This is a genomic window from Virgibacillus proomii (assembly GCF_018916875.1).
Classification (GTDB): Bacteria; Bacillota; Bacilli; order Bacillales; family Amphibacillaceae; genus Virgibacillus; species Virgibacillus proomii_B.
The window spans coordinates 459262-480201 of the sequence record NZ_JAHLNO010000019.1 but is presented as its reverse complement, the minus strand read 5'-3'; the positions used below and the strand labels follow the sequence as shown (position 1 = coordinate 480201).

Annotated in this window: 17 protein-coding genes and 1 pseudogene; 10 read left to right on the top strand and 8 right to left on the bottom strand. The window is 38.2% G+C overall.

Annotation, left to right across the window (positions count from 1 at the left end):
• Positions 1 to 296: 296 nt before the first annotated feature.
• A complete protein-coding gene (locus tag KQI21_RS09575; protein WP_077301735.1) occupies positions 297 to 536 on the bottom strand; it encodes a ferredoxin family protein in 240 nt (79 codons plus the stop codon).
• A gap of 261 nt (positions 537 to 797) precedes the next feature.
• Complete coding sequence (locus KQI21_RS09570) at positions 798 to 2018, bottom strand: M20 metallopeptidase family protein (RefSeq protein ID WP_253291378.1); 1221 nt, start codon at positions 2016 to 2018, stop codon at positions 798 to 800.
• Positions 2019 to 2720: 702 nt separating this feature from the next.
• Between KQI21_RS09570 and KQI21_RS16805 the strand changes: the two genes are divergently transcribed.
• Entirely contained in the window at positions 2721 to 2867 is a 147-nt protein-coding gene (locus KQI21_RS16805) for a hypothetical protein (protein ID WP_373687644.1), read from the top strand.
• 107 nt (positions 2868 to 2974) lie between these two features.
• On the opposite strand, the gene KQI21_RS09560 is transcribed toward KQI21_RS16805, so the two are convergent.
• Complete coding sequence (locus tag KQI21_RS09560; protein ID WP_216483960.1) at positions 2975 to 5149, bottom strand: DNA topoisomerase III; 2175 nt, start codon at positions 5147 to 5149, stop codon at positions 2975 to 2977.
• A 790-nt stretch (positions 5150 to 5939) separates the two neighbouring features.
• On the opposite strand from KQI21_RS09560, the gene ytaF reads away from it, so the two are divergent.
• Positions 5940 to 6557, top strand: a complete 618-nt coding sequence (gene ytaF, locus KQI21_RS09555; RefSeq protein ID WP_216483959.1) for a sporulation membrane protein YtaF — start codon at positions 5940 to 5942, stop codon at positions 6555 to 6557.
• Between the two features lie 370 nt (positions 6558 to 6927).
• Here ytaF and KQI21_RS09550 read toward each other — a convergent pair whose 3' ends face one another.
• Positions 6928 to 7719: an SDR family oxidoreductase gene (locus KQI21_RS09550; protein ID WP_216483958.1), complete on the bottom strand. Its 792-nt coding sequence runs from the start codon at positions 7717 to 7719 to the stop codon at positions 6928 to 6930.
• Between the two features lie 836 nt (positions 7720 to 8555).
• On the opposite strand from KQI21_RS09550, the gene KQI21_RS09545 reads away from it, so the two are divergent.
• Together KQI21_RS09545 and KQI21_RS09540 are read left to right on the top strand one after the other, a co-directional pair.
• Positions 8556 to 9410, top strand: coding sequence for a CvfB family protein (locus tag KQI21_RS09545; protein WP_216483957.1), 855 nt, complete (start codon positions 8556 to 8558; stop codon positions 9408 to 9410).
• 189 nt (positions 9411 to 9599) lie between these two features.
• Positions 9600 to 10082 (top strand): hypothetical protein, encoded by a 483-nt coding sequence (locus tag KQI21_RS09540; protein ID WP_216483956.1) that lies wholly within the window; start codon positions 9600 to 9602, stop codon positions 10080 to 10082.
• Between the two features lie 300 nt (positions 10083 to 10382).
• Here KQI21_RS09540 and KQI21_RS09535 read toward each other — a convergent pair whose 3' ends face one another.
• Positions 10383 to 10667 carry a hypothetical protein gene (locus KQI21_RS09535; protein ID WP_216483955.1) on the bottom strand — a complete coding sequence of 95 codons (285 nt, stop codon included), beginning with the start codon at positions 10665 to 10667 and terminating at the stop codon, positions 10383 to 10385.
• A 673-nt stretch (positions 10668 to 11340) separates the two neighbouring features.
• Between KQI21_RS09535 and KQI21_RS09530 the strand changes: the two genes are divergently transcribed.
• Positions 11341 to 13035: a M3 family oligoendopeptidase gene (locus KQI21_RS09530; protein ID WP_373687642.1), complete on the top strand. Its 1695-nt coding sequence runs from the start codon at positions 11341 to 11343 to the stop codon at positions 13033 to 13035.
• Between the two features lie 2685 nt (positions 13036 to 15720).
• On the opposite strand, the gene KQI21_RS09525 is transcribed toward KQI21_RS09530, so the two are convergent.
• The 3 genes and pseudogenes from KQI21_RS09525 to KQI21_RS16795 form a co-directional block, all read right to left on the bottom strand.
• Complete coding sequence (locus KQI21_RS09525; protein WP_253291377.1) at positions 15721 to 16014, bottom strand: DL-endopeptidase inhibitor IseA family protein; 294 nt, start codon at positions 16012 to 16014, stop codon at positions 15721 to 15723.
• Positions 15996 to 16490 carry a hypothetical protein gene (locus KQI21_RS09520; protein WP_216484328.1) on the bottom strand — a complete coding sequence of 165 codons (495 nt, stop codon included), beginning with the start codon at positions 16488 to 16490 and terminating at the stop codon, positions 15996 to 15998. Before KQI21_RS09520 ends, KQI21_RS09525 begins: the two co-directional genes overlap by 19 nt.
• A gap of 22 nt (positions 16491 to 16512) precedes the next feature.
• Positions 16513 to 16566: pseudogene (locus KQI21_RS16795) on the bottom strand (hypothetical protein); the annotation flags it as partial.
• Positions 16567 to 16904: 338 nt separating this feature from the next.
• Here KQI21_RS16795 and KQI21_RS09510 point away from each other — a divergent pair.
• From KQI21_RS09510 to KQI21_RS09490, 5 genes are all read left to right on the top strand, one after another.
• Positions 16905 to 17204, top strand: a complete 300-nt coding sequence (locus KQI21_RS09510) for a DUF2089 family protein (protein ID WP_216483952.1) — start codon at positions 16905 to 16907, stop codon at positions 17202 to 17204.
• Entirely contained in the window at positions 17204 to 17491 is a 288-nt protein-coding gene (locus KQI21_RS09505) for a hypothetical protein (RefSeq protein WP_216483951.1), read from the top strand. The genes KQI21_RS09510 and KQI21_RS09505 overlap by 1 nt, the downstream gene beginning before the upstream one ends.
• Before the next feature lie 120 nt (positions 17492 to 17611).
• The gene (locus tag KQI21_RS09500; protein ID WP_216483950.1) at positions 17612 to 18799 is read left to right on the top strand and encodes a DUF418 domain-containing protein; all 1188 of its coding nucleotides are present in this window, start codon (positions 17612 to 17614) and stop codon (positions 18797 to 18799) included.
• Positions 18800 to 19013: 214 nt separating this feature from the next.
• Positions 19014 to 19274 (top strand): hypothetical protein, encoded by a 261-nt coding sequence (locus KQI21_RS09495; protein ID WP_253291376.1) that lies wholly within the window; start codon positions 19014 to 19016, stop codon positions 19272 to 19274.
• Positions 19271 to 20098 carry a GNAT family N-acetyltransferase gene (locus KQI21_RS09490; protein ID WP_216483949.1) on the top strand — a complete coding sequence of 276 codons (828 nt, stop codon included), beginning with the start codon at positions 19271 to 19273 and terminating at the stop codon, positions 20096 to 20098. The genes KQI21_RS09495 and KQI21_RS09490 overlap by 4 nt, the downstream gene beginning before the upstream one ends.
• Positions 20099 to 20940: the final 842 nt, after the last annotated feature.

The window sequence follows — 20940 nt, the reverse complement described above, 5'->3', positions numbered from 1 at the left end:
AAAAGAACCAATCCTCATTATCGCGCATTTAAAGCTCGTCAATTATCATCAAAAGCGATAGAAAATTGTTAAGCGTGTATGCTAGACAACAAATTGCAAGCGCTCGAGTTTGCTAGCAGCATGAGAGCCTAAACTAGACAACGCTACTTTTCATAAAATCATGTAGAAACGGGTTTCCTGATGTATGAATGATTGTATATAACAAAAAGTCCCATTAACTGTGACTACGCTACAATAAAATGCTAGACAACAAAAAGAGCTTATCTCCATTTGGAAATAAGCCCTTTTTTATTGATTTATCTATTGGCAAAAAATTCTTCTGCTTTTTCTAAGAATACCTCTTGTTCAGCAGTTAAATCATACTCTTCTTCAATTGCATCAACAGGGCAAACTGCTTTGCAAGCCCCACAATCAATACAAACATCTGGGTCAATATAAAATTGGTCTGGTCCTTCTTCTATACAATCAACAGGGCAAACGCTAACACATTCACCTGACTTTTCACCCTGACAAGGATCTAATATTACAAAAGCCATCGATTCTAACCTCCCTTATATCGTTAAACCAAGCCTACTTCTTATTAAATGATACATGAGATGGTAATTGCAAGTAAACAGCTTAAGTAAAATTTATCATGCTTAATTTCCTATTCACTGATAAAGTGAAAGGAAATCAGTGGGGTTTTCTTTTCTCCCCACTGATTGTCAATGAATAGAATCAGGCCTTTGACTTGCAGTTGGATCGCACGCTTTTCCTCCTAGGTTTCACCTCACAGCATGGAAGGGCAGGTCTTACTGCTAGTTACGTGTAGTATAAATAGATGGTTTTTCCCCTTGAGTCAGTTTATTTAATGTATCGATGGCTAGCTGAACGATCAAAGCAGTTCCAATCGAAAGTGCTTGTTCATTCAGTTGAAAATGAGCATCATGAAGCGGTGCTTGTATTTCTGCATCTTCCATTTGCGTTCCTAGCCATATAAATGCACCAGGATAGATTTCCAAAAAGCGACTAAAATCCTCCCCAGCCAAAGACGGGTTTAAATCCGGGGTTGATAACCGAATCTTTCTCGCAGTCTCTCTGGCAACAGCTGCCCATTTAGGAGTATTGATAGTAGCAGGATAGCCGTCCATATATTTGATATCTGCTTGTACTTCAAAGGCTTTAGCAATCTGCTTCGTAATGGCAGAAAATCGTTGTTTCATTTGTTTTCGTATTTCTGGTTGAAAGCTTCTAATAGAACCTTCCATGATAATCTGATTTGGAATTATATTTGCAGCTTCTCCACCGTGAACTTTACTAACGGTCACCACCGATGCCTCAAGAGGGTCCACATTCCGGCTAACAATCGTTTGGAAACCTGTTATCAGATGTGCTGCAGTAACCATTACATCATTTGTTTGATGTGGCATACTTGCATGGCCACCCCTACCAGTAAGAGTGACCTTAAATCGATCAGATGCCCCCATCATTTCCTTATCACGAATTCCCAATTGACCGACAGGAAGGTCTGGCCATACATGTAATCCATAGATAACATCTGGTTCGTGCTTCAAAAATACTCCGTCTTGTAGCATCACTTGAGCACCCCCGATAGGTGCATCCTCCTCTGCCGGCTGAAATACAAGCAAAACCGTACCGTTGATCTTCTCACGTAATTGCTGAAGGACATACCCTGCGCCTAAAAGCATGGCCATATGAGCATCATGACCACAAGCATGCATGATATTTTTATGCTGTGAAGCGAAGGGGAGATCTGTTAATTCTTGAATTGGTAAAGCATCCATGTCCGCTCGTAAAGCCACCGTTTTTCCAGCAGAACCTCCTTTAATGATTCCCAATACCCCATGCTTAGCAAAACCAGCTTGATAAGTAATACCGTATTGTTGTAACTTTGCTTGAATAAATCGAGATGTTTCCTGTTCCTGATTGCTTAATTCAGGGTATTGATGTAAAAACCTTCTCATTTGTAGTACTTCTGGTTTTATTTCATCTACAATAGCTTTCATTTTACACTCCATTTGCCCCTCCAATTTGTAATTTTGTAATCACTCCACCATTATTTTACCAAAGGTTTTTATTTTCTGATAATTAAAACTATTATTTATTAGTTATCCCTTAAAAGATAATCAGTAAATCATCGACAACGTTCTTAACATAATATTTGTACGGTTGCTCAAGCCATTCCTTGCTTTTTCTTTAGTCTGACTACAGATAAAACTGGGAACAACTTAACTACAAGTGCATATTAAAGCTGAAACTTGATTTTTTGAACAACCTCGATAAAGTGAAACTTCATTCAGTAGGAGTTTTCTTCCATCTCCTACTGAATGTTAGTACCACAAGGGTATGACCTAAAGGCTCTTGAACGAATCGGGCATTTAGGTGCCGTTTCTCCCACTTAGACCCTATTGTATCAACTCAGACTCTTGAAGTGGGAGTCTTACGGCATCTTACATGCGGGATAAAGTGAAACTTCATTCCGTGAAACGCTTTTTTCACGGAATGTTAGTTGAACGAATCGGGCATTTAGATGCCGTTTTCTCCCACTTAGACCCTATTGTATCAACTCAGACTCTTGAAGTGGGAGTCTTACGGCATCTTACATGCGGGATAAAAGATTGTAAAGGAATTTTTATTCATGAAAACTTATAGTGTCACACCAAATGTTGATGCAACAGCATGGTTTGTAAAACTTGAAGACGTGGCACCAGAAGAATTGTATGATACATAAAGACGAAGCCATTGCTACAGCAGAGAAAATAGCAGTAGAAAACAGCCCCAGCAAAGTGCAAATATTAGATAAGTTCCACCATATTATTGAAGAAAGCGATTTTAAACCAGCAACCAGCGTTTTTCTAAAAAATTAAGACTTCTCAATATCTTTAAAAGGATAAAAGCTGTAAACGACAACTATAACTAATGTAATAGCCCCCTTTGCACGATTACATGAAGCGCAAAGGGGGCTAAATACTAATCATTTTTTCAATTTTGCCAGCTGCTCTGCTAAAGCATTATTAGCGAATCCATCATCTTGTTTTTTCAAATACTTATTGATTTCTTTTCGGGAGACATTATTTTTCTTTTCACGTTGTTTACGGGCATTAAATGTAGATACTTTCTCACGATGCCCACATTTACATAAAAATAGTTGTCCTTCGCCTTCTCCACGTAATTCAAGACGCTTATGACAGTTAGGGCAGCGAGCATTGGTATATTTAGCAATATTCTTTTTATGTCCGCAAGACCGGTCTTGACAAACAAGCATTCTCCCTTTTTTATTGGATATTTCCAGCATTAACTTGCCACAATGAGGGCATTTGGTCCCAGTCATATTATCATGCTTAAACGTTTCCTGACTTGCCTTTATTTGTTGAACGACCTGCTTTGTATACGTTTTGATCTCTGAAATAAATTGCCGCTGGTTCAGTTTACCTTCTGCAATTTGACTAAGCTTTTGCTCCCACTCTGCTGTTAAAGCTGGTGAACGCAATTCTTCAGGTACCAGATCAAGTAGCTGTCTTCCTGTTGGTGTGATGAAAATGTATTTTCCTTTCATTTCCATATACATACTATTGAATAGCTTTTCAATAATATCAGCACGTGTAGCAACTGTTCCAATACCACCTGTTTTACTTAATGTCTGAGCCAATTTTTTATCCTGACTGTTCATATAGCGAACAGGGTTTTCCATTGCTTGCAGCAAACCGCCTTCTGTAAATCTTTCTGGCGGTTTTGTTTCTCCTTGAGTTAAAACATATGTTACTGTTTTAAGAACGTGACCTTTTTCCAAAGCCGGCAACCGCTGTTCATTATCATCATCTGCTTCTTCGTCAAAACTACGATGGTACAGTTCTTTCCAACCTTGCTTTTTAACTACCTTCCCACTTGCAGTAAATTGTTCTCCGTCTGCTTCTGCCGTTACTGTCGTTTGTTCGAACTCATACGGATCGGACAGTACTGCTAAGAAACGTTTTACTACAAGATCATATATTTTTAGCTCTTTATCATTTAACTCCGTAAGTACAACCGCTTGTTCAGTAGGAATAATCGCATGATGATCTGTTACCTTCGCATTATTAACAACGGATTTAGAAAGTTTTAACTCTTTTTGTAAAATCTTATTAGCCTGGCGAGCATATTGATCTACTCCGCATGCCTTTACTCGATCCTTTAAAGTCGAAACAATATCCGAAGAAATGACTCGTGAATCTGTTCGTGGATAAGTTAAAATCTTATGGTGTTCATATAATTTTTGCATAATCGATAATGTTTGTTTACCCGAAAAGTTAAATATGCGATTTGCATCCCGTTGTAATTCTGTTAAATCATACAATTGCGGTGCAAATTTTTTCTTATATTTTTTGTCTACGTTCACAATCGTTAATGGTTGATTTGCAACCTTCTTTAACATCTTTTCAGCAGTTTGTTTCGAAAACAGCCGTTTATTATGATTGGTATCTTGCCAGGTTAATGTAAAGCCTTTATTTATGTTCGCTTCTAATCCATAAAACGGCTTTGGCTTAAACGATTTTATCTCCTCTTCTCGAGCAGCCACCATTGCCAAGGTAGGTGTCTGCACTCGTCCTGTTGATAGTTGCGCATTGAATTTAGTTGTTAAAGCTCTCGTTGCATTCAAACCAACATACCAATCTGCTTCAGAGCGTGCTACTGCAGAAGCATATAAATTTTCAAATTGCTTACCAGGCTTAAGCTGCTTAAATCCATCGCGTATTGCCTTATCCGTTACAGAAGATATCCATAATCGTTTTATCGGCTTTTTCGTATTTGCTTTTTCCAATATCCAGCGCGCTACCAATTCTCCCTCTCTTCCGGCATCGGTAGCAATGACAATTTCCCGAACATCTTTGCGATTCAGCTGCGTTTTAACGGTTTGAAATTGTTTCCCTGTCTTTTTAATAACACTCAACTTTAAATGAGATGGAAGCATCGGTAAATCCTCTAACTTCCACGTTTTATATTTCTGATCATAAACTTCAGGATCAGCTAATGTAACTAGATGCCCAAGCGCCCATGTTACAATATATTTTGCTCCTTCCATAAAGCCGTTACCTTTTTTATGGCATTGTAAAACGCGGGCTATGTCACGACCAACAGAAGGCTTTTCCGCTAAAACTACTATTTTACTCATATTAAAAAATCCTTTCTTCAACTACCTAAATTTCATGATAACACAAAAGAACCTTTCTGTAATTGTACTAGAATTAACGCACAAAATAGAAGCGTGCTACTTAGTAATAGATAACATGATAAATTAGAAAAACTTAGCTTGTCGCCAAGTCTTTAGTGAAAGCTGTAGTTTTTCTTATACTATAAACTATAAAGTTTTATACTTTCCTATAGTAGAACAAAAGCTAAAAGCGCTCAGTTAGTGACGTACAAACGGCAGAGCTTCTTAAGCGATCAAGTGAAGCTTCATTCAAGGAGTGCTTTTCTCCTTGATTGTTAGTACCGAAAAGATATGACCTAAAGGCCTTTAAACAAATCATGAATTTAGGAGCCGTTTTTCTCATAAAGTTACAAATAATAAGCAGATTTTTGAAATGAGAAAAATACGTCTCCTTACATCCGGGATAAAGGAAATATGCCCTGCAACAGGGGGATCTCGACGCCTGAGCGGCAAGCCCGCTCTTAGTCGACCTTCCTTTTAGATTCGAGCTAATGGTCACTTATCATAGGAAGAAGAGCGAAGTTTGCTACAGCTTAAGTACTTAATCTAGATAAAGATACCTTTTCAAAAAAGTTATCCATCTTGTAGGAATGGATAGATTTTCTTAAACAACTAGATAAACAGTCTAGCAGACAGTTAGCTATTGAAATTTTTTATTTTTTAGGAAAGCGAATTGTCCATAAGTTGGATACGCACAACATATGATGAGCTACATACAATACTTTAGAACAAACGCAAAGGAATTGGTGCTATGTTTTTTTATACAGGTTTAATTCTTTTAGTGATTGCAGTCAGCTTAGATAGCTTTGGTGTGGGAATTATTTATGGGATGCGAAATATAAGAGTGCCTTTAAATGCATTAGTTATCATTATGCTATGTTCGGGGGTTATCGTTTTAGCCTCCATGACGATTGGAAATTTACTTCTTACCATGCTTACTCCAGATACAGCCAGTCTGCTTGGCGGAAGTATATTAATTATATTGGGCAGCTTTGCGTTATATAATAGCCTATTTCCAAGAGCAGCCTCATCGGATAAGAAAAAAAATAATAAACAAAATATTTTAACTGCTGTTTTAAATACACCGGATAAAGCTGACTTAGACTGTTCTGGAACGATTTCATCTGGTGAAGCAATTTTGCTTGGATCAGCGCTAGCTTTAGATGCCTTTGGTGCTGGTATCGGTGCATCTATGCTAGGATATGGACCGATAGTAACTGCTGTATTAACCGCCTGTATGAGTGGTATTTTCTTATTTTGCGGTTTAACAATTGGGAGATTATTGACAAAAAGTAAGCAAATGCAACGCATGAAATTCCTCCCTCCAGTTTTACTGATCTTACTTGGAGTTGTCAGCTTATTACACTAGTTACTGTACAATAACAATAAACCAAAACTAGTTAAGAGAAAAACAACAGTACGAGCACATATGCCCGATACAAAAGCTTGAAGCGCTTGATTAGCGACGTACAAACGGCAGGTCTTCTGAAGTAGTCAAGTGAAACTTCATTCAGTAGGAGTTTTCTTCCATCTCCTACTGAATGTTAGTACCGCAAGGGTATGACCTAAAAGCCCTTGAACGAATCGGGCAATTAAGTGCCGTTTTCTCACACTTAGACCCTTTTGTATCAACTCAGGTCTTGTAGTGGGAGTCTTACGGCACCTTACATGCGGGATAAAAAGGTTCTTTCATTTTTTCCGCTTATGATTTCTATACCATTTACAACTGGTTACTAATTTTAAAGTGCCTTAACAAGTCCACCATCCACTATTAAAGATTGGCCTGTAATATACGTATTTGCTCCTGAGGCTAAAAATACGACAGCTTTGGCAAATTCCTCCGGCTTGCCATAGCGCTTCATTGGGATTTGTTGTTCTGCTTTAGCCATGACTTCCTCTGTCGACATATTTAGTTTTTCTGCTTTTTTCTTATTTAAATCTAAAATTCGTTCCGTCTTAATAGAACCAGGCCCAACAGTATTAATTAAAATATTAGCTTCACTTAATTCTTGCGCTAATGTTTTGGAAAGTCCAACAATTCCAGGACGAAGTGTGTTCGATAGCACTAAATTATCAAGAGCATGCTTGATGGAAGAGGAAGCAATATTGACAATCCGTCCGCTTTGCTGCTGCTTCATATGAGGAACAGCTTCCCGAATCGTTCTTACAAAACTAAGAAGATTTAATTCAAAGGCATGATACCAGTCTGCATCATCTATTTCAAGAAAGCTTCCAGCCGGCGGTCCCCCTGCGTTATTAATGAGGACATCAATCGTTCGACGTTGTGAAACAATGGTAGTAATCATCTGTTTAATTGCATGTGCATCCTTCATGTCACAAACAATATATTCCACATTCGAGTTGCCAGTCTCTTGTTTAATATCTTCTACCGTATGTTGTAAGTTAGTTTCACTGCGACTACTAATAAATACGGCAGCTCCTTCTTTAGCAAATTCCATTGCGATTGCTCTGCCTAATCCTTTACTACCTGCAGTGACAAGGACTGTCTTATCATTTAATTGCATATCCATCCAATCACTCCTTTATAATCTTGCCTAATAAAAGCATGCAGCTCCTTACTAGAGCGTGTTCAAAAAGGGGAGAAAGGTCGGCTAAGGTCTCAACACTTAGAACTTAAAAATCTTTATACGTTCTAAAGTGCAAAGAAATTCGGCATGCCATTTTTTACGTGGTTTTTGAACAACCTCTAAAGGAAAGCACTACATATCCTTTTTAGTATAACGAAAACTTCTGAATTTAGCTTCTTTACCATACTTAAAACAAAGAAAGAATCCAACCGATGACAACAATTAAACCGATTATCATTAAAATTGTACGTATAATCACGATCTCCTTTTTTAAAAAATTTAGTATTACTAAAATACCCATAGAATCCTAACCGCAAACTTTAAAGACGTGTAGCGACCCTTTCATGTTGATCATAACTTCTATTGGATATAAATATAAATAGTTAACCACGGTATTTGACAAATTGGTGATAATATGAGAGTATATGGAAGCTAACAAGCCGAAGTAATCATGAAGTAATCTGGCATTCTACCATGTTTTTAAAGATGCTTATTCACACTGGCGCGACTTCGGGGTCGCAAGGACGTAAGAGCAGGTTGGGTTTACGTTGCTTAAGTTAGAAAACATCCAGTGGAACATATACCGCGGTTAAGTGAAATTCTCACGATAATAAGTGTTATCGTAAATGATTATACATGCTGCATATGAAAATAAGAAAGAAGAATTTCTCATTCGAAGTTATTCGAACGTATAAATAAAAACTTGTGTTACTTTGAAATCAAAGGGGGACTCTAAAGATGAGTGCCCCTTTTCCAATATAAAGAAAGAAGGGAATTAAATGAAACATTTAACAGGAACCATCCAATCCATGACGGTTGATCGAATCATCGATACTGGATACGTACTAACATTTGAAAACAATGAGGTTCTATTGCACCATCAAGAAGCAGACCAAGAGCTGCAACCCAATCAAGAAGTAAGCGTGTTTTTATATTTAGATAAAAAAGGAAAAACCGTTGCAACCACAAAACTTCCCCATGTGCAGATGGATGTATATGGCTGGAGTATTGTAAAACAGGTAATCCCGAATCTTGGCGTGTTTGTAGATATCGGAACAACAAAAGAAATACTTGTATCTAAAGATGATCTACCCCTATATGAGAAAGTGTGGCCACAAACGGACGATAAACTTTTTGTCACACTCGGAAGGGATCGAAAAGGCAGATTGCTTGCAATTCCTGCAACAGAACAAGTGATATTTAGCAGAATAGAACCAGCACCTGAGAGTTTATTAAACGCCTCTATTTTCGGTACCGTTTATCGAACGAATAGAGAAGGTTCTGCCATCATTACTCCAGATCATTATCGTGGTTTTATTCATTATACAGAACGAAAAAAAGAACCGCGTTTAGGAGAATATGTACAAGGAAGAGTCATTGATGTTAAGGATGATGGTACACTAAACGTTTCCTTGCGCCCATTGAAGAGAGAAAGCATACAAGAAGATGCAGACCAAATTCTCGAACACTTAAAAGCAAATGACGGTGTGATACCGTTTGATGATAAAAGTGATCCTGAAGATATTCGAGCAACCTTTCACATAAGTAAAGCCGCCTTCAAGCGGGCAATAGGAAGATTAATAAAGGAAGGGAAAGTTGAGCAGCATAATGGGTATACCCATTTATGCAACTAATGTTTGTTTAAAAGCAAAAGCTAGAAGTGCTCGACTTAGCAACGTACAAACTAGAAAGCTTCTGAACGAGATAAAGGGAAACTTCATAGAAAGAGTTTTTTCCCTTGAAAAACCGCGATGTATCGCTGTCGTGGTTTTTTCTAGTCCTTAAAAAAGAAGAACGCTTTTTCGATCTGTCTCAACTTTGCGGTGTTCTCTCCCAACTTCGCGATGCTCTCTCCCGACTTTGCGATGCTCTCTCCCGACTTCGCGGTGTTCTCTCCCAACTTCGCGATGCTCTCTCCCGACTTTGCGATGCTCTCTCCCGACTTTGCGGTGTTCTCTCCCGACTTTGCGATGCTCTCTCCCGACTTCGCGGTGTTCTTTCCCGACTTCGCGGTGTTCTCTCCCGACTTTGCGGTGCTCTCTCCCGACTTCGCGGTGCTCTCTCCCGACTTTGCGGTGTTCTCTCCCGACTTTGCGGTGCTCTCTCCCGACTTTGCGGTGCTCTCTCCCGACTTTGCGACGCGTGTATCGCTGTCGTTGTCTTTCCTTGTCCTTGAAAAAGAAAAACGCTTTTTCTGCGTGCGATGTATCGCTGTCGTTGTCTTTCCTTGTCCTGCTACCCCAGACCTTAGATACCAACTTATACCGTATTCTTTAACTCTTGAGGTAAGGATTGTGATAACCTAAATACATGACAAATAATAAATTTAAGTTAACTACCAAATTCACTATTTAAGGATATGTTTGAATATCTGCCATGTTTAAAAAGGAATTCAATCCGTGTTAAATTTTTAATTTTACAACAACAAATAATTATATTTCTTTAGAAAGACTTGGCTTGTCGCAAGTCTTTAGCGAAAGCTGTAATTTTTCTTATACTATAAAGCCTAAAGTTTTATACTTTCCTATAGTGCAAAAAACAATATTCACAATAAAAAAACAGATATGTTACCTAATGAAAAAAAGCGGGCAACCCGCTTTTTTTCATTATGCCTTTGCATGTGCATAAGTGTCTGTTAACGCTGTTATAATGAGGCCAATCGCTGCAGAAAATAATGATGCAATGCCCCATCCCCCTAAACCAGCGCCCATGATTTCAATTTTTCCGAATGCAGCAGCTATCGTTAAGAATACTAATCCTGCAAGCCCTACCAAAATACCAGGATAGTAGCCAACATAGCTTTCCTTTGGTGTAGCTTTTAGCAAAATTAAGCTTACTACAACAACTGCAATTACAAGTATTGCACCAATTGTAAGCACCGATTGTAACATATTATTCACCCCATACATAAGTATATGCTTAATATAGTCTACAATTGAAAGGAGCGAAAGTCAATAAACCTAGCCTTTTTTTAAAATGATTTCACCTGTATTATATTTTTTAAATTATTATACATAAGTTTCTATTCATCATTACGTCGGTAGCAGCACATTACACTCTTTCAAGACCGTAGCGATTTTTATTCTCTTTTTGAAAATCCCTCCTATCGATGCTGTATATCTTTTGTACTTTTTTATTAAATGGTAATTTTATATTCCACTAAAGTAACTTAGGAAAATTAAAAAATAAACAGGATTTTAAGTTTGGTATGTCGAATTAAATAAAGTGAATCAGTGGGGGTTTTCCTCCCACTTATTGTTAGAGTGAACAGAATCGGCATTTGACTTGCGATTTGACCCTCCACTTATCCCTCCTAGGTTTCACCTCGGAGCATGGAGGACAGATCTTGCTGCAAGTTACATGTGGGATAAAACATGTATTTAAAACATCATTTTTATTAATGCCATTGGAACAACATTTGGATGCAAAGTAAATTAAAACACCTATCATGATCGAAATTTTTTACATTTTCCATCACAGCTACTATAATGCACAGCTACTATAATGCTATTAAAGTGTGCATGTTCCACCCGTTCATACGGAATCCAAACAAGGAGGGATATCGTGCCAACAACTTTTGAACAATATATATATAAACGGCCAGATTTAGCTAAAGAAAAGGAACAGTTTACTTACCTGTTAAACTCACTTACTAAAGCTTCAACCATCCATGAAGCAAATAAAGCTATTCAAGCTATTAATCAATTTAGAAACAAATTATCCACATTATTTAATTTAGTCTTTATTCGCTCATCCATTGACACAAATAATGAGTTTTATCAGAATGAACGTGATTTCTTTGATCATGCTGAACCGGAAATAAAGGAACTGGATGTTACATTTTATAAAGAACTCATTCAATCCCCATTTAGAAAAGAGCTTGAGCAGCAATGGGGTTCTCAATTATTTCACATCGCAGAATGCAGTGTAAGAACCTTTTCACCAGAAATAATTCCTTTGCTGCAAACAGAAAATAAGCTAACCACTTCGTACGCAAAGCTAATAGCTTCAGCCGAAGTAGAGTTTCAAGGGAAAACATATACCCTTGCTCAGTTAGGTCCCTTTACGGAAGATAAAAACCGGAATATCCGAAAAAAAGCTATTCAAGCAAGAGCAGATTTCTTTGCCGAAAACAAAGCGCAGTTTGATGAGATCTATGACCAGCTTGTCAAAGTTAGACATAAAATCGCAAAAACGCTTGGGTTCCGTAATTTTACCGAAGTAGGTTATCTTCGTATGCAACGCATTGATTACAATCCCGAAATGGTAGCTGTTTTTCGCAAGCAAGTGCGTGATGTTATCGTTCCATTAGCTTCAAAACTTTATAAAAAACACGCTCAACGCATCAATGTAGATACATTGAAATATTATGACGAAATGTTTAAGTATCCAGATGGTAATCCGACTCCTAGAGGAAATGTAGAGTGGGTCATCAATAATGGCAAGAAAATGTATGCAGAACTTTCACATGAAACTAATGAATTCTTTCATTTTATGCTGGATCGTAACTTGATGGATCTAGAAGCAAAAAAGGGAAAAGAAGCAGGAGGCTACTGTACTTTTATAGAAGATTACCAATCACCGTTTATTTTTGCTAACTTTAATGGAACATCTAGTGATATTGACGTTCTGACACACGAAGCAGGTCATGCGTTTCAAACATACTGTAGTAGAACCATTGGAATTCCTGAGTATACCTTCCCTACCTCAGAAGCAGCAGAAATACATTCCATGAGTATGGAGTTCTTTACTTGGCCATGGATGAAGCTTTTCTTTGAAGAAGAAACAGAAAAATATCAATACACACACATAACCGATAGCTTATTATTTATTCCTTACGGTGTAGCGGTTGATGAATTCCAACATTTAGTATATGCTCATCCAGAATGGTCACCAGATGAACGGAATAAGGCTTGGAAACAATTGGAGGCAATCTACCTTCCGCATCGTGACTATGACGGAAATGACTATCTTTTATCTGGCCGTTTTTGGCAAAGACAAGGCCATATTTATGAGGATCCTTTTTACTATATTGACTATACATTAGCCCAACTATGCGCATTTCAGTTTTGGAAACGTTCAAGAGAAGATTTTCAAGCTGCCTGGCAAGACTATGTAAAACTATGTAAGCTAGGAGGTTCTAAGTCTTTTTTAGAACTGGTAAAAGCCGCTAACTTGGCTTCACCTTTTCTTGAGGAAACCGTAGAGTCTGTAGTTCAATCCATTAAAGATTGGCTAGTTAAGCACGATGATTTGTAAGTTCAAATCGATTGAAGGAGCATTTAGCGAAAGAAAACGAGTGATTTTGTACATCCTTTCATTGTTAAAAAGGAAATATGAGATGAAAAACAGATTGGAAGAAATCGTAAAAAACATAGAATAAGTCAGGAAGACTGACTGCAGCTTTAGAGGTAACCAGATAAACAATTGGTTCACAAAATGGAAGAATATAAACCACCTACTGTTTTGGCATTTAAGATTACACGATATTTTGAAATGAGTATTGAAGAAATTTTTATCTATGAGAAGAAAACAAATAATGAAAAATAATTTAGAGTGGTCTTTAGTAATTGTGGGTGTCTTACTTTTATTATCAGGGATTTTTTTTGGATTTGTTGGTGCATAGATTTTAAAAATTCCGTTTATTAGATTGATTTAGTTCCAATAACAGTTGGGTTTTGCGGAATTTTATTATTTGTTATAGGCGGTTCTACGATCATGCACGAAAAATATAAGACAAAAGAACAACATCTTAAGGAAAATGATGAACGTAATTTCACAATTATACAAAAAGCGAAATCTAAAACACTTGACTTGATGACTACTCTATTTTCATTTGATCTCTTAGTTCTAGCAATGCTTGGTTATATGAATAAGGTGTCTCTTTTAGTCCCACGAGCTATTTATAATATGCCAAGTTTACTGTAGCTGTCAATTCCTAATGTATACTAAAAAAATGTAGAGGAGGGTGCTTTTTAACCCTCTTTCCACACTGTACCGATTACCCCTTTCTATTTCTTATACATTAGTGGTAGTAAATTGTTTTCTCAATACATTCACCACTACCGCTATTTCCTGACGATTGATGTTATCCTGCATTAATGACAGCTTTGTCTTTATTCCATCTTCTTATTAAATGAACCTTCTTCCCTTAGTAAATTAAACAATTTTCATAGGTACTTATTCATGCATTAGAAAATGTGATGTGTTTAAGAATGAGAATTCTTTCACTTTTAAACATAAATTACATTTCTTTATGTTGCACATCATCGTTTTGTTGTACAGTTAATCCCTTTCATCAGCACGGATTATCGGCTCAAAGGGTGGTTCTCTAGCTCGCCCCCACGAAAGGAGGTGATGCTTATGACGGTATTTGAAGCTATTTCACTTATGATAGTATTCAGCTCACTAGCTGTACTGTCTCAAGACAGCCAATCGTTTAATCAAAGTTACCTTTTCTATTTCTCTCTCATTTTTATGGTATGGAAGAAGATAATGATTTCATTCCGGATCCATCACCCGCAAAAAGAGCTAAGCACCAAAACCCAATCAAGTTATTGTTTTGGTTGAAGTGTTTGGATGACACCATTCAGAACGGGAATGAAAAAACCAATCAGTTAAGAAGACACTTACTATCCTTGTTGGTTACATGTTGTTGCTACAACTCTTCACACCATTTAGAAGAAGTGATTAAAGTTTACTTAGGTACAAAAAGACCCGCATAATTAAATGTGGATTTTTACTATATATTGGCTTTTACACAGCAAAAACGCCATCACAAGGATGGCGAACTAATAATATAGTTATCCGTTTCCATAATTACCAAAATGGTCTACGTCTAGATCCATCTTTATCTCTAAAGCAACCAGGACGACCTTTTTCAACTATTTTATTAACTTCTCTTTTAAAAACTGGGTGGAAATGTTTATTTTTAATAATGGTTCTATTTACATTAATTACTTCATTGGATGAATATGCTTTCTAACTAGTTCTCTAGTTCTTGTTCTTACAATTTTTTTGGTTGGACAAGTGATTATCTTTTCTCGCCTTTTACCATGGTGATTCGAATACATATAATATATCCCCTTTTTCCGCATTAATTTATGAAAAGGGAAAGTACTTGTACTAGACGACAAGACTAAAATTCAATATTACTCCAAAAATAGACTTTTCTCATTGACAAAACCACCAGTGTGAACTGTTGATTTGCTCTGCAGCTGAAAGCTTTTATTACCGCCCTTGCCCTTAAAGGCCCACCGAATTAGCTCCCCTCTTGCACCACATTCACTCACTGATTCTAAAAGAATTCTTATTCATGTATTGAAAAAAGGCTGGGACATAAGCAAATACGAAATAGCAAAAATCGAACAATTCATTTATAATTGTTCGGTTTGTTTGTGTTTTTAAAAAACTATTATCGCTACGTCAACCTATTTCGCTTTTCGTGGGCACGGCCTCCGCTTCCTCGGAAAGCAAAGATCACTTTCCTGCAGGATCTTCAGCTCAAGCTATTCCCGCAGGAGTCTACATATGTTGACTATACTAAAAACTTGCGTATACACAAGGACGATTTGACGATTGATTGTCCGTTTTTTAATCAGCTGTTTTAGTTATGTCCCAGCCCCCATCGTCATTCGTGTTTTTTCGGACTAAAGCTGCCTGGCCATCAATTCGTAAACCCCTTACGCCCAAAGCAACTATTTTACGCAGATGGGATACTGAGTTAGTTTACACTTAATTAAGCAATATTGGGGCAGGATTGGTCAAATGAGTTGCCAGTACACAACGAATTTTTTGTAGATGAGAAAAGATACAACGATGAGGGCAACGAATCTACCGGGTTAGCGAATCTCTTCCGGTGAATTACTCAAACGCCAGCCTTTCTCTTTGCTGTAAACAAAACTGATTGTTTTGATTCCAAAGCCATCCTCGTCTACTGGCACTTTAAGTGTAGGTAACATTTGTTTGCTCGTTCGGCTTCGTCGAAGAGACGACAGCCGCGTCCTTCCAGAACAATTGACTCCCGGCATCTGCGTCTACTCGTGCTAGTTTACCAGCGGTTTCGATAATCGATTTGCTGTTAAATTTATCCTGAACGAATTTCTCACTTGCTTCTTTTGTGTAGATTTCTTCCAGGTAAGCAAGCAGCTTCTCTTTCGTGTTTAAATCTTCTTCAAAGAAGCGGTAGTTCAACTCGCTGTCTTCCGGTTTGAAGGTACTCACCGGGTCATCCGGCATCCTTCCACCATCAGAGATATGCCAATAACGCTTTTGCGCTTCGGCTGCAGCTTTTGGTTAGGTTTATTAAACGATAGCGGCTGCTCCTTACTGTCGGTTGCGTCTCCATAGTCGGTAATTAGCCACTGGTCATCGAACTTCTTCACGATCACTTTTAACAACCATGGCCCTTCACTGACTTCTGAAGTCGCCATTTGGAAGTTCACAGGGAATTCTGCGGTAGTGGCATTTACTTGCTTTTCACTTTGAATAGCAGCGCTTGACACCCATGGACTGGAAACGCCGATCACCCAGCCGCCCTCTTCGGCAACCCTTTTGTCTCTAATATCCGGTGCGAGAATGGCGTGCAAGAGCGCGCCATTGCGTGTTTTATAGCTAGTGATAAACGACTCTGCGGCTTCTTTTGCAGAGTGGGGAGCAAGTGCTTTCTCCCAGCTGCTCGATCCGCAGCTTTTCCTCTTCCTTCCTGGTATCAATCAATACTGCTTGCCGCTTGGCGTCCCAAATTACCTTCGCTTCTATAATCTCTCCAAGCGATTTGACGGGAACCATTACGTGGTTACGGATATTTTCAGGTGCGCTGCTTGTCTTGATGACCTTCCCGTCGACAATCAATTTGATTGGGCTGTTTACAAAGACAGTTCCCGCCACAACTGATGCGATTACGACTCCGGCTGTAATGCTTTTTCATTTCATTAAAATTAAATTTATATACATAAGACGATTTCATTGATGAAATGTTTCAAGAGGAGCTCGAATTTAACTCTTTGCGATAAATCGCAGAACAATGAGATTTAAATAAAATGAAATTATTATTGAATAAAATGAAATTATTATTGAATAAAATGAAAAAATGTTTTAATATAATTAATTAGAGAGGGGTGAAAAGGATGAATCGTGAAGATGTACCGGCCTGGATTTTAGCCCTGGATAAAGAGTCCATTGAATTTTTAAGGAAATTTGTCATTAATTCCGGATCATTAAAAGAAATCGCAAAAGTTTATGATGTTTCCTATCCGACAGTAAGGGCTAAGCTGGATAAATTGATCAAGAAAATTGAATTGCATAGCAAAACAGAAGATCTGGAGTTCGTAACGATGATTAAAAATTTGGTTATCGATGAACGGCTTAGTTTAGAAACCGCGAAGTTGATTATCGACAAATATAAAAATGAAAGGACGAACGTCTAATGTTTCACGTATATGGATGGTTAATCGCAATTGGAGTGCTGATCGTTCAATTTTTTTTATCTCGAAGAACAAATGTTTACTGGGGGGCTATCTTACCTGTTTTGTACGTGCCTTTTATCATCATATGGCTGCCCGAAAGATATGGGAAGGAAATCACATTCTCCGTTATATTAGCCGCTGTAGGCGGGTTGGTTTTTCTATTAGGAATGTGGATTAACGGAAGAGAGTATCTGAAAAAGAAAAGAAAGAAAGAATTGGAGAAAATGGAGTTGCACGATATCGAGTAAGCCATCGCCGACGTAGACTTTGTGCATGACGTAAAGCATACCATGCAGTTATCGAGAAAAGGTGTGCGGCTTAAGCCTTACGAACTGCTGTACAAAATAACTTTTTACAATTGGGGGAACATGATGACAGATATAAAAGACCAGAGATTACGAATCATTGACGGAATACGAGGATTAAGCCTTGCTGGAATTTTAATGGCAAATATGCTCATCTTTCAATATGGTATGTGGGGAAAAGAGAAAATCCACTTCTATTCTCCATCCCATATGGATTCAATCGCGTATAGTTTTACAAAAATTTTCATCGAAGGCAGCTTCATGCCCGTTTTTTCTTTTTTATTTGGTTTTGGGATGATGAAAATGAAACAAAGCCTGGATAGGAACAATCAAAAGTATAAACGACATTTCTTTCGCAGGTTTTTGTTTCTGGCAGTCGTTGGTTTTCTACACTCGACATTCCTCTGGGAAGGAGACATTTTGTTTTTTTATGGTTTGATGGGCCTGTTTCTTCTCCTATTTGTAGGTCGAAAGAAGAAAACATTAATAACCTCGGGCTGCATATTGCTTCTTCTGTTTTCCCTGTCAGGATACGGGAATAAGCACGATACACTGTCAGATCCTATAGCCATAGAGGCATATGTCAAGAAAACCATTACTGTTTATAGCACTGGTACATATGAAGAAATTAAAGACCATCGCAATCACGCTGATCCTGGCCATTTGCCCGACTATATGTACCTGTTCCTTTTCCTATTTGCTCCTTTCTTTACTGCTCCGATGTTTTTGTTTGGAATGTATGCGGCTAAGGATAACTGGTTTGAGGAACCTGACAAGAAAAGACGGATATACCTGAAGGCAGCTACCTTGCTAACCTTGTCTGGAATACTGCTCAAAAGCGCCCATCACTTTTTTCCGCAACTTTCCTGGACCGGTATTGCCGACTTACTAGGTTCAAGCATATTAGCATTTGGTTATATATTTGCTTTCGCCATTCTTTATACACGATTTGAAAACTCTTTCTGGCTTAAGGCTTATCACTCTGTTGGAAAATTGTCGTTGTCCAATTACTTGTTGCAAACGGTGATCTGTACGACCATATTTTATGGGTACGGTTTTGGGTTATTTGGAAAACTGGGAGTTCTTTCGGGTGTTTTTCTGTCGATTGGGATATTTATATTTCAAACTATTGGTAGCTACTGGTACTTGAAGCGGTTCAAATATGGACCTGTGGAAAAGCTTTTACGAATTTGGACGTACTTTTCCTATTCAGGAACATCGACAAGAAAGAAGGGTTCTGTCGGTACATAGAGCGTAAAGCTTTCCCTGATCCAATTTGGTAAGGGGGGGATTATATTTCTGTCTATCGATAATAAATGTATCGTTATGCAGTCGAGTAATCGCTATGTACTTGTCACTCTTGAATTTTTTTTGTTTTTTTTGTTTTGTATGAACCAATGAGCCCCTTTTTACATCTCAACTTATAGTACTAAAAATCAAGCACAGGAATAGGAGGTTTCACGATGTGACCGTTACATACGATTCTCAGCAGGATGTCGGCCTTGCCATGCGCGAAGGATACGGAAAGGCGGTGATCGTTGAGGCCGAAAGAACCGGTAGGGAAATGGGCTGCATCTTCCGCGCATACCTCGACTTTCAGTTACCAATCTCCGCATTTTTATCAGACCATGGGGTACAAGATTTTTGGCATTCTGGACGACTATCCGGACGGAATCAAGCAATATTTTCTGAAGAAAAAACTATAGAAGGAGTGTTTCTTACGTGATTTATAAACTTGATAAAACCGATTATGGGAAGATACAACAATTGTTAAAAAACGAGCAACAAAATGACCTGACACTAAATGCGATTATGAACGGCAACAATCGCGGCACCGTTTACGTGGACAACATAGAGCATCCGCGCACGGCTATGATCGATGTTATCGGAACAATCTCAATGTTTATTGGGGATCATAAGAATGAGGATTTTTTTCACCTACTGCCGGATTTTATTGATAACCAATTGAAGATGGATACGTTGGAATCGTGCGGCGGCACTTATTTCCTGGCCGTGGCAAGTGATGAGGCTTGGGAGCAAGCGATAGAGAAAGCCATTTCACATCGGGAATACGAGACAGATTTTGAGTGGTACCACACCTTCAACGCGGACCGTTTTCATACCCTCAAGAGTGGCTTTAAACCGTTACCAGCGGGGTATACGGTTCGAAGAATTGACAAAGCGACGATCGAGAACGATTCAAAAAAAATCCTCTCCGAGGTGTTAAATGAATTTTGGTACTCGACGGACGATTTTCTTACGAAAGGTTTAGGCTATTGCGTGGTGAAGGACGACCGTATCATTAGCGCATGCCTTTCCTGCTGTGTGAATGGCCGAGATCATGAGATAAGTGTAGAAACGTATAACGACGAAGACATGAATAAAGGTTTCGCTACATTGGCGTGCACCGCGTATTTGGAGCATTGCCTGGCAAATAGAATAACCCCGCATTGGTCGGCACTCGAGACGAATAAGGAGTCTATCCGTTTAGGGGTGAAACTCGGGTTTGAATTTACATCCAAGCGCAAGACGTTTGAATTTGAGTTTTAGATTAATCCCCTGGAAAGGGTGCGGCGTTACGTGAGCTGCAACTTACATTTGGATGCCAGAAAACCAGCTGGTGAGGCATGCAGGCAGGCGAAAGGCGTGTTGTTGCCGCTGTGCGTGCGGATTCAAAGAGCAAGCGGTACATTTTTCGGTAAAATTGCAGATGGACATCCCCATCATTTTTAATAAAGAAACATACAAAAAAATCGTCCTATCCAGTAAAATGAAGTTAACACACTACATTCAAAAGAAAGAACCATTTTTTATGAGCAATCACCAAAAGCAGATGAAAAAACAGTCTCTAAAAGACGACTACCCCCTACCTTTCAACTTTTACAATAACCAATAAATTCATTTTATTTATGATACTAAGGCACTCATTCCTGAACATCGTGTGGCGTGTAGTAGATGAAATGGTGAAAGCGATACCCGATGAGAAGTTGTTTTCCTGCTGGAGAGATGTCCCTATCATCCCAAAATGACGCTCAACATCATTCTATTTGGCTACTCACAAAAGGTTTATTTTTGTAGAGGAATCGAAAAGCAAATTAGAAAAACTTAGCTTATCGCCAAGTCTTTAGCGAAAGCTGTAGTTTTTCTTATACTATAAACCTTAAAATTTTATACTTTCCTATAGTACGAGTTAAAAAAACAGCTAAGGAAAATTGTTTCATTTTCTTAGTTGCTTTACTTTTAAGGACTTATCGGAAAGCCCGTGTTATTTAATGTACATTATTCTTAAGAATGATTTATATGCTACGACCACATAATTGGTTGACAAATACTAGAATCGTTTCAATAATAGAGACGACAAACACTTCATCAATAAAGGAGAAATCAAAAGT

What these genes read in the sequence shown, in the direction of transcription:
- KQI21_RS09575 (WP_077301735.1), bottom strand. Translation starts at nt 536, where the DNA reads ATGGCTTTTGTAATATTAGATCCTTGTCAGGGTGAAAAGTCAGGTGAA.
- KQI21_RS09570 (WP_253291378.1), bottom strand. Translation starts at nt 2,018, where the DNA reads ATGGAGTGTAAAATGAAAGCTATTGTAGATGAAATAAAACCAGAAGTA.
- KQI21_RS16805 (WP_373687644.1), top strand. Translation starts at nt 2,721, where the DNA reads ATGATACATAAAGACGAAGCCATTGCTACAGCAGAGAAAATAGCAGTA.
- KQI21_RS09560 (WP_216483960.1), bottom strand. Translation starts at nt 5,149, where the DNA reads ATGAGTAAAATAGTAGTTTTAGCGGAAAAGCCTTCTGTTGGTCGTGAC.
- ytaF (WP_216483959.1), top strand. Translation starts at nt 5,940, where the DNA reads ATGTTTTTTTATACAGGTTTAATTCTTTTAGTGATTGCAGTCAGCTTA.
- KQI21_RS09550 (WP_216483958.1), bottom strand. Translation starts at nt 7,719, where the DNA reads ATGGATATGCAATTAAATGATAAGACAGTCCTTGTCACTGCAGGTAGT.
- KQI21_RS09545 (WP_216483957.1), top strand. Translation starts at nt 8,556, where the DNA reads ATGAAACATTTAACAGGAACCATCCAATCCATGACGGTTGATCGAATC.
- KQI21_RS09535 (WP_216483955.1), bottom strand. Translation starts at nt 10,667, where the DNA reads ATGTTACAATCGGTGCTTACAATTGGTGCAATACTTGTAATTGCAGTT.
- KQI21_RS09525 (WP_253291377.1), bottom strand. Translation starts at nt 16,014, where the DNA reads ATGCCGGATGACCCGGTGAGTACCTTCAAACCGGAAGACAGCGAGTTG.
- KQI21_RS09510 (WP_216483952.1), top strand. Translation starts at nt 16,905, where the DNA reads ATGAATCGTGAAGATGTACCGGCCTGGATTTTAGCCCTGGATAAAGAG.
- KQI21_RS09505 (WP_216483951.1), top strand. Translation starts at nt 17,204, where the DNA reads ATGTTTCACGTATATGGATGGTTAATCGCAATTGGAGTGCTGATCGTT.
- KQI21_RS09500 (WP_216483950.1), top strand. Translation starts at nt 17,612, where the DNA reads ATGATGACAGATATAAAAGACCAGAGATTACGAATCATTGACGGAATA.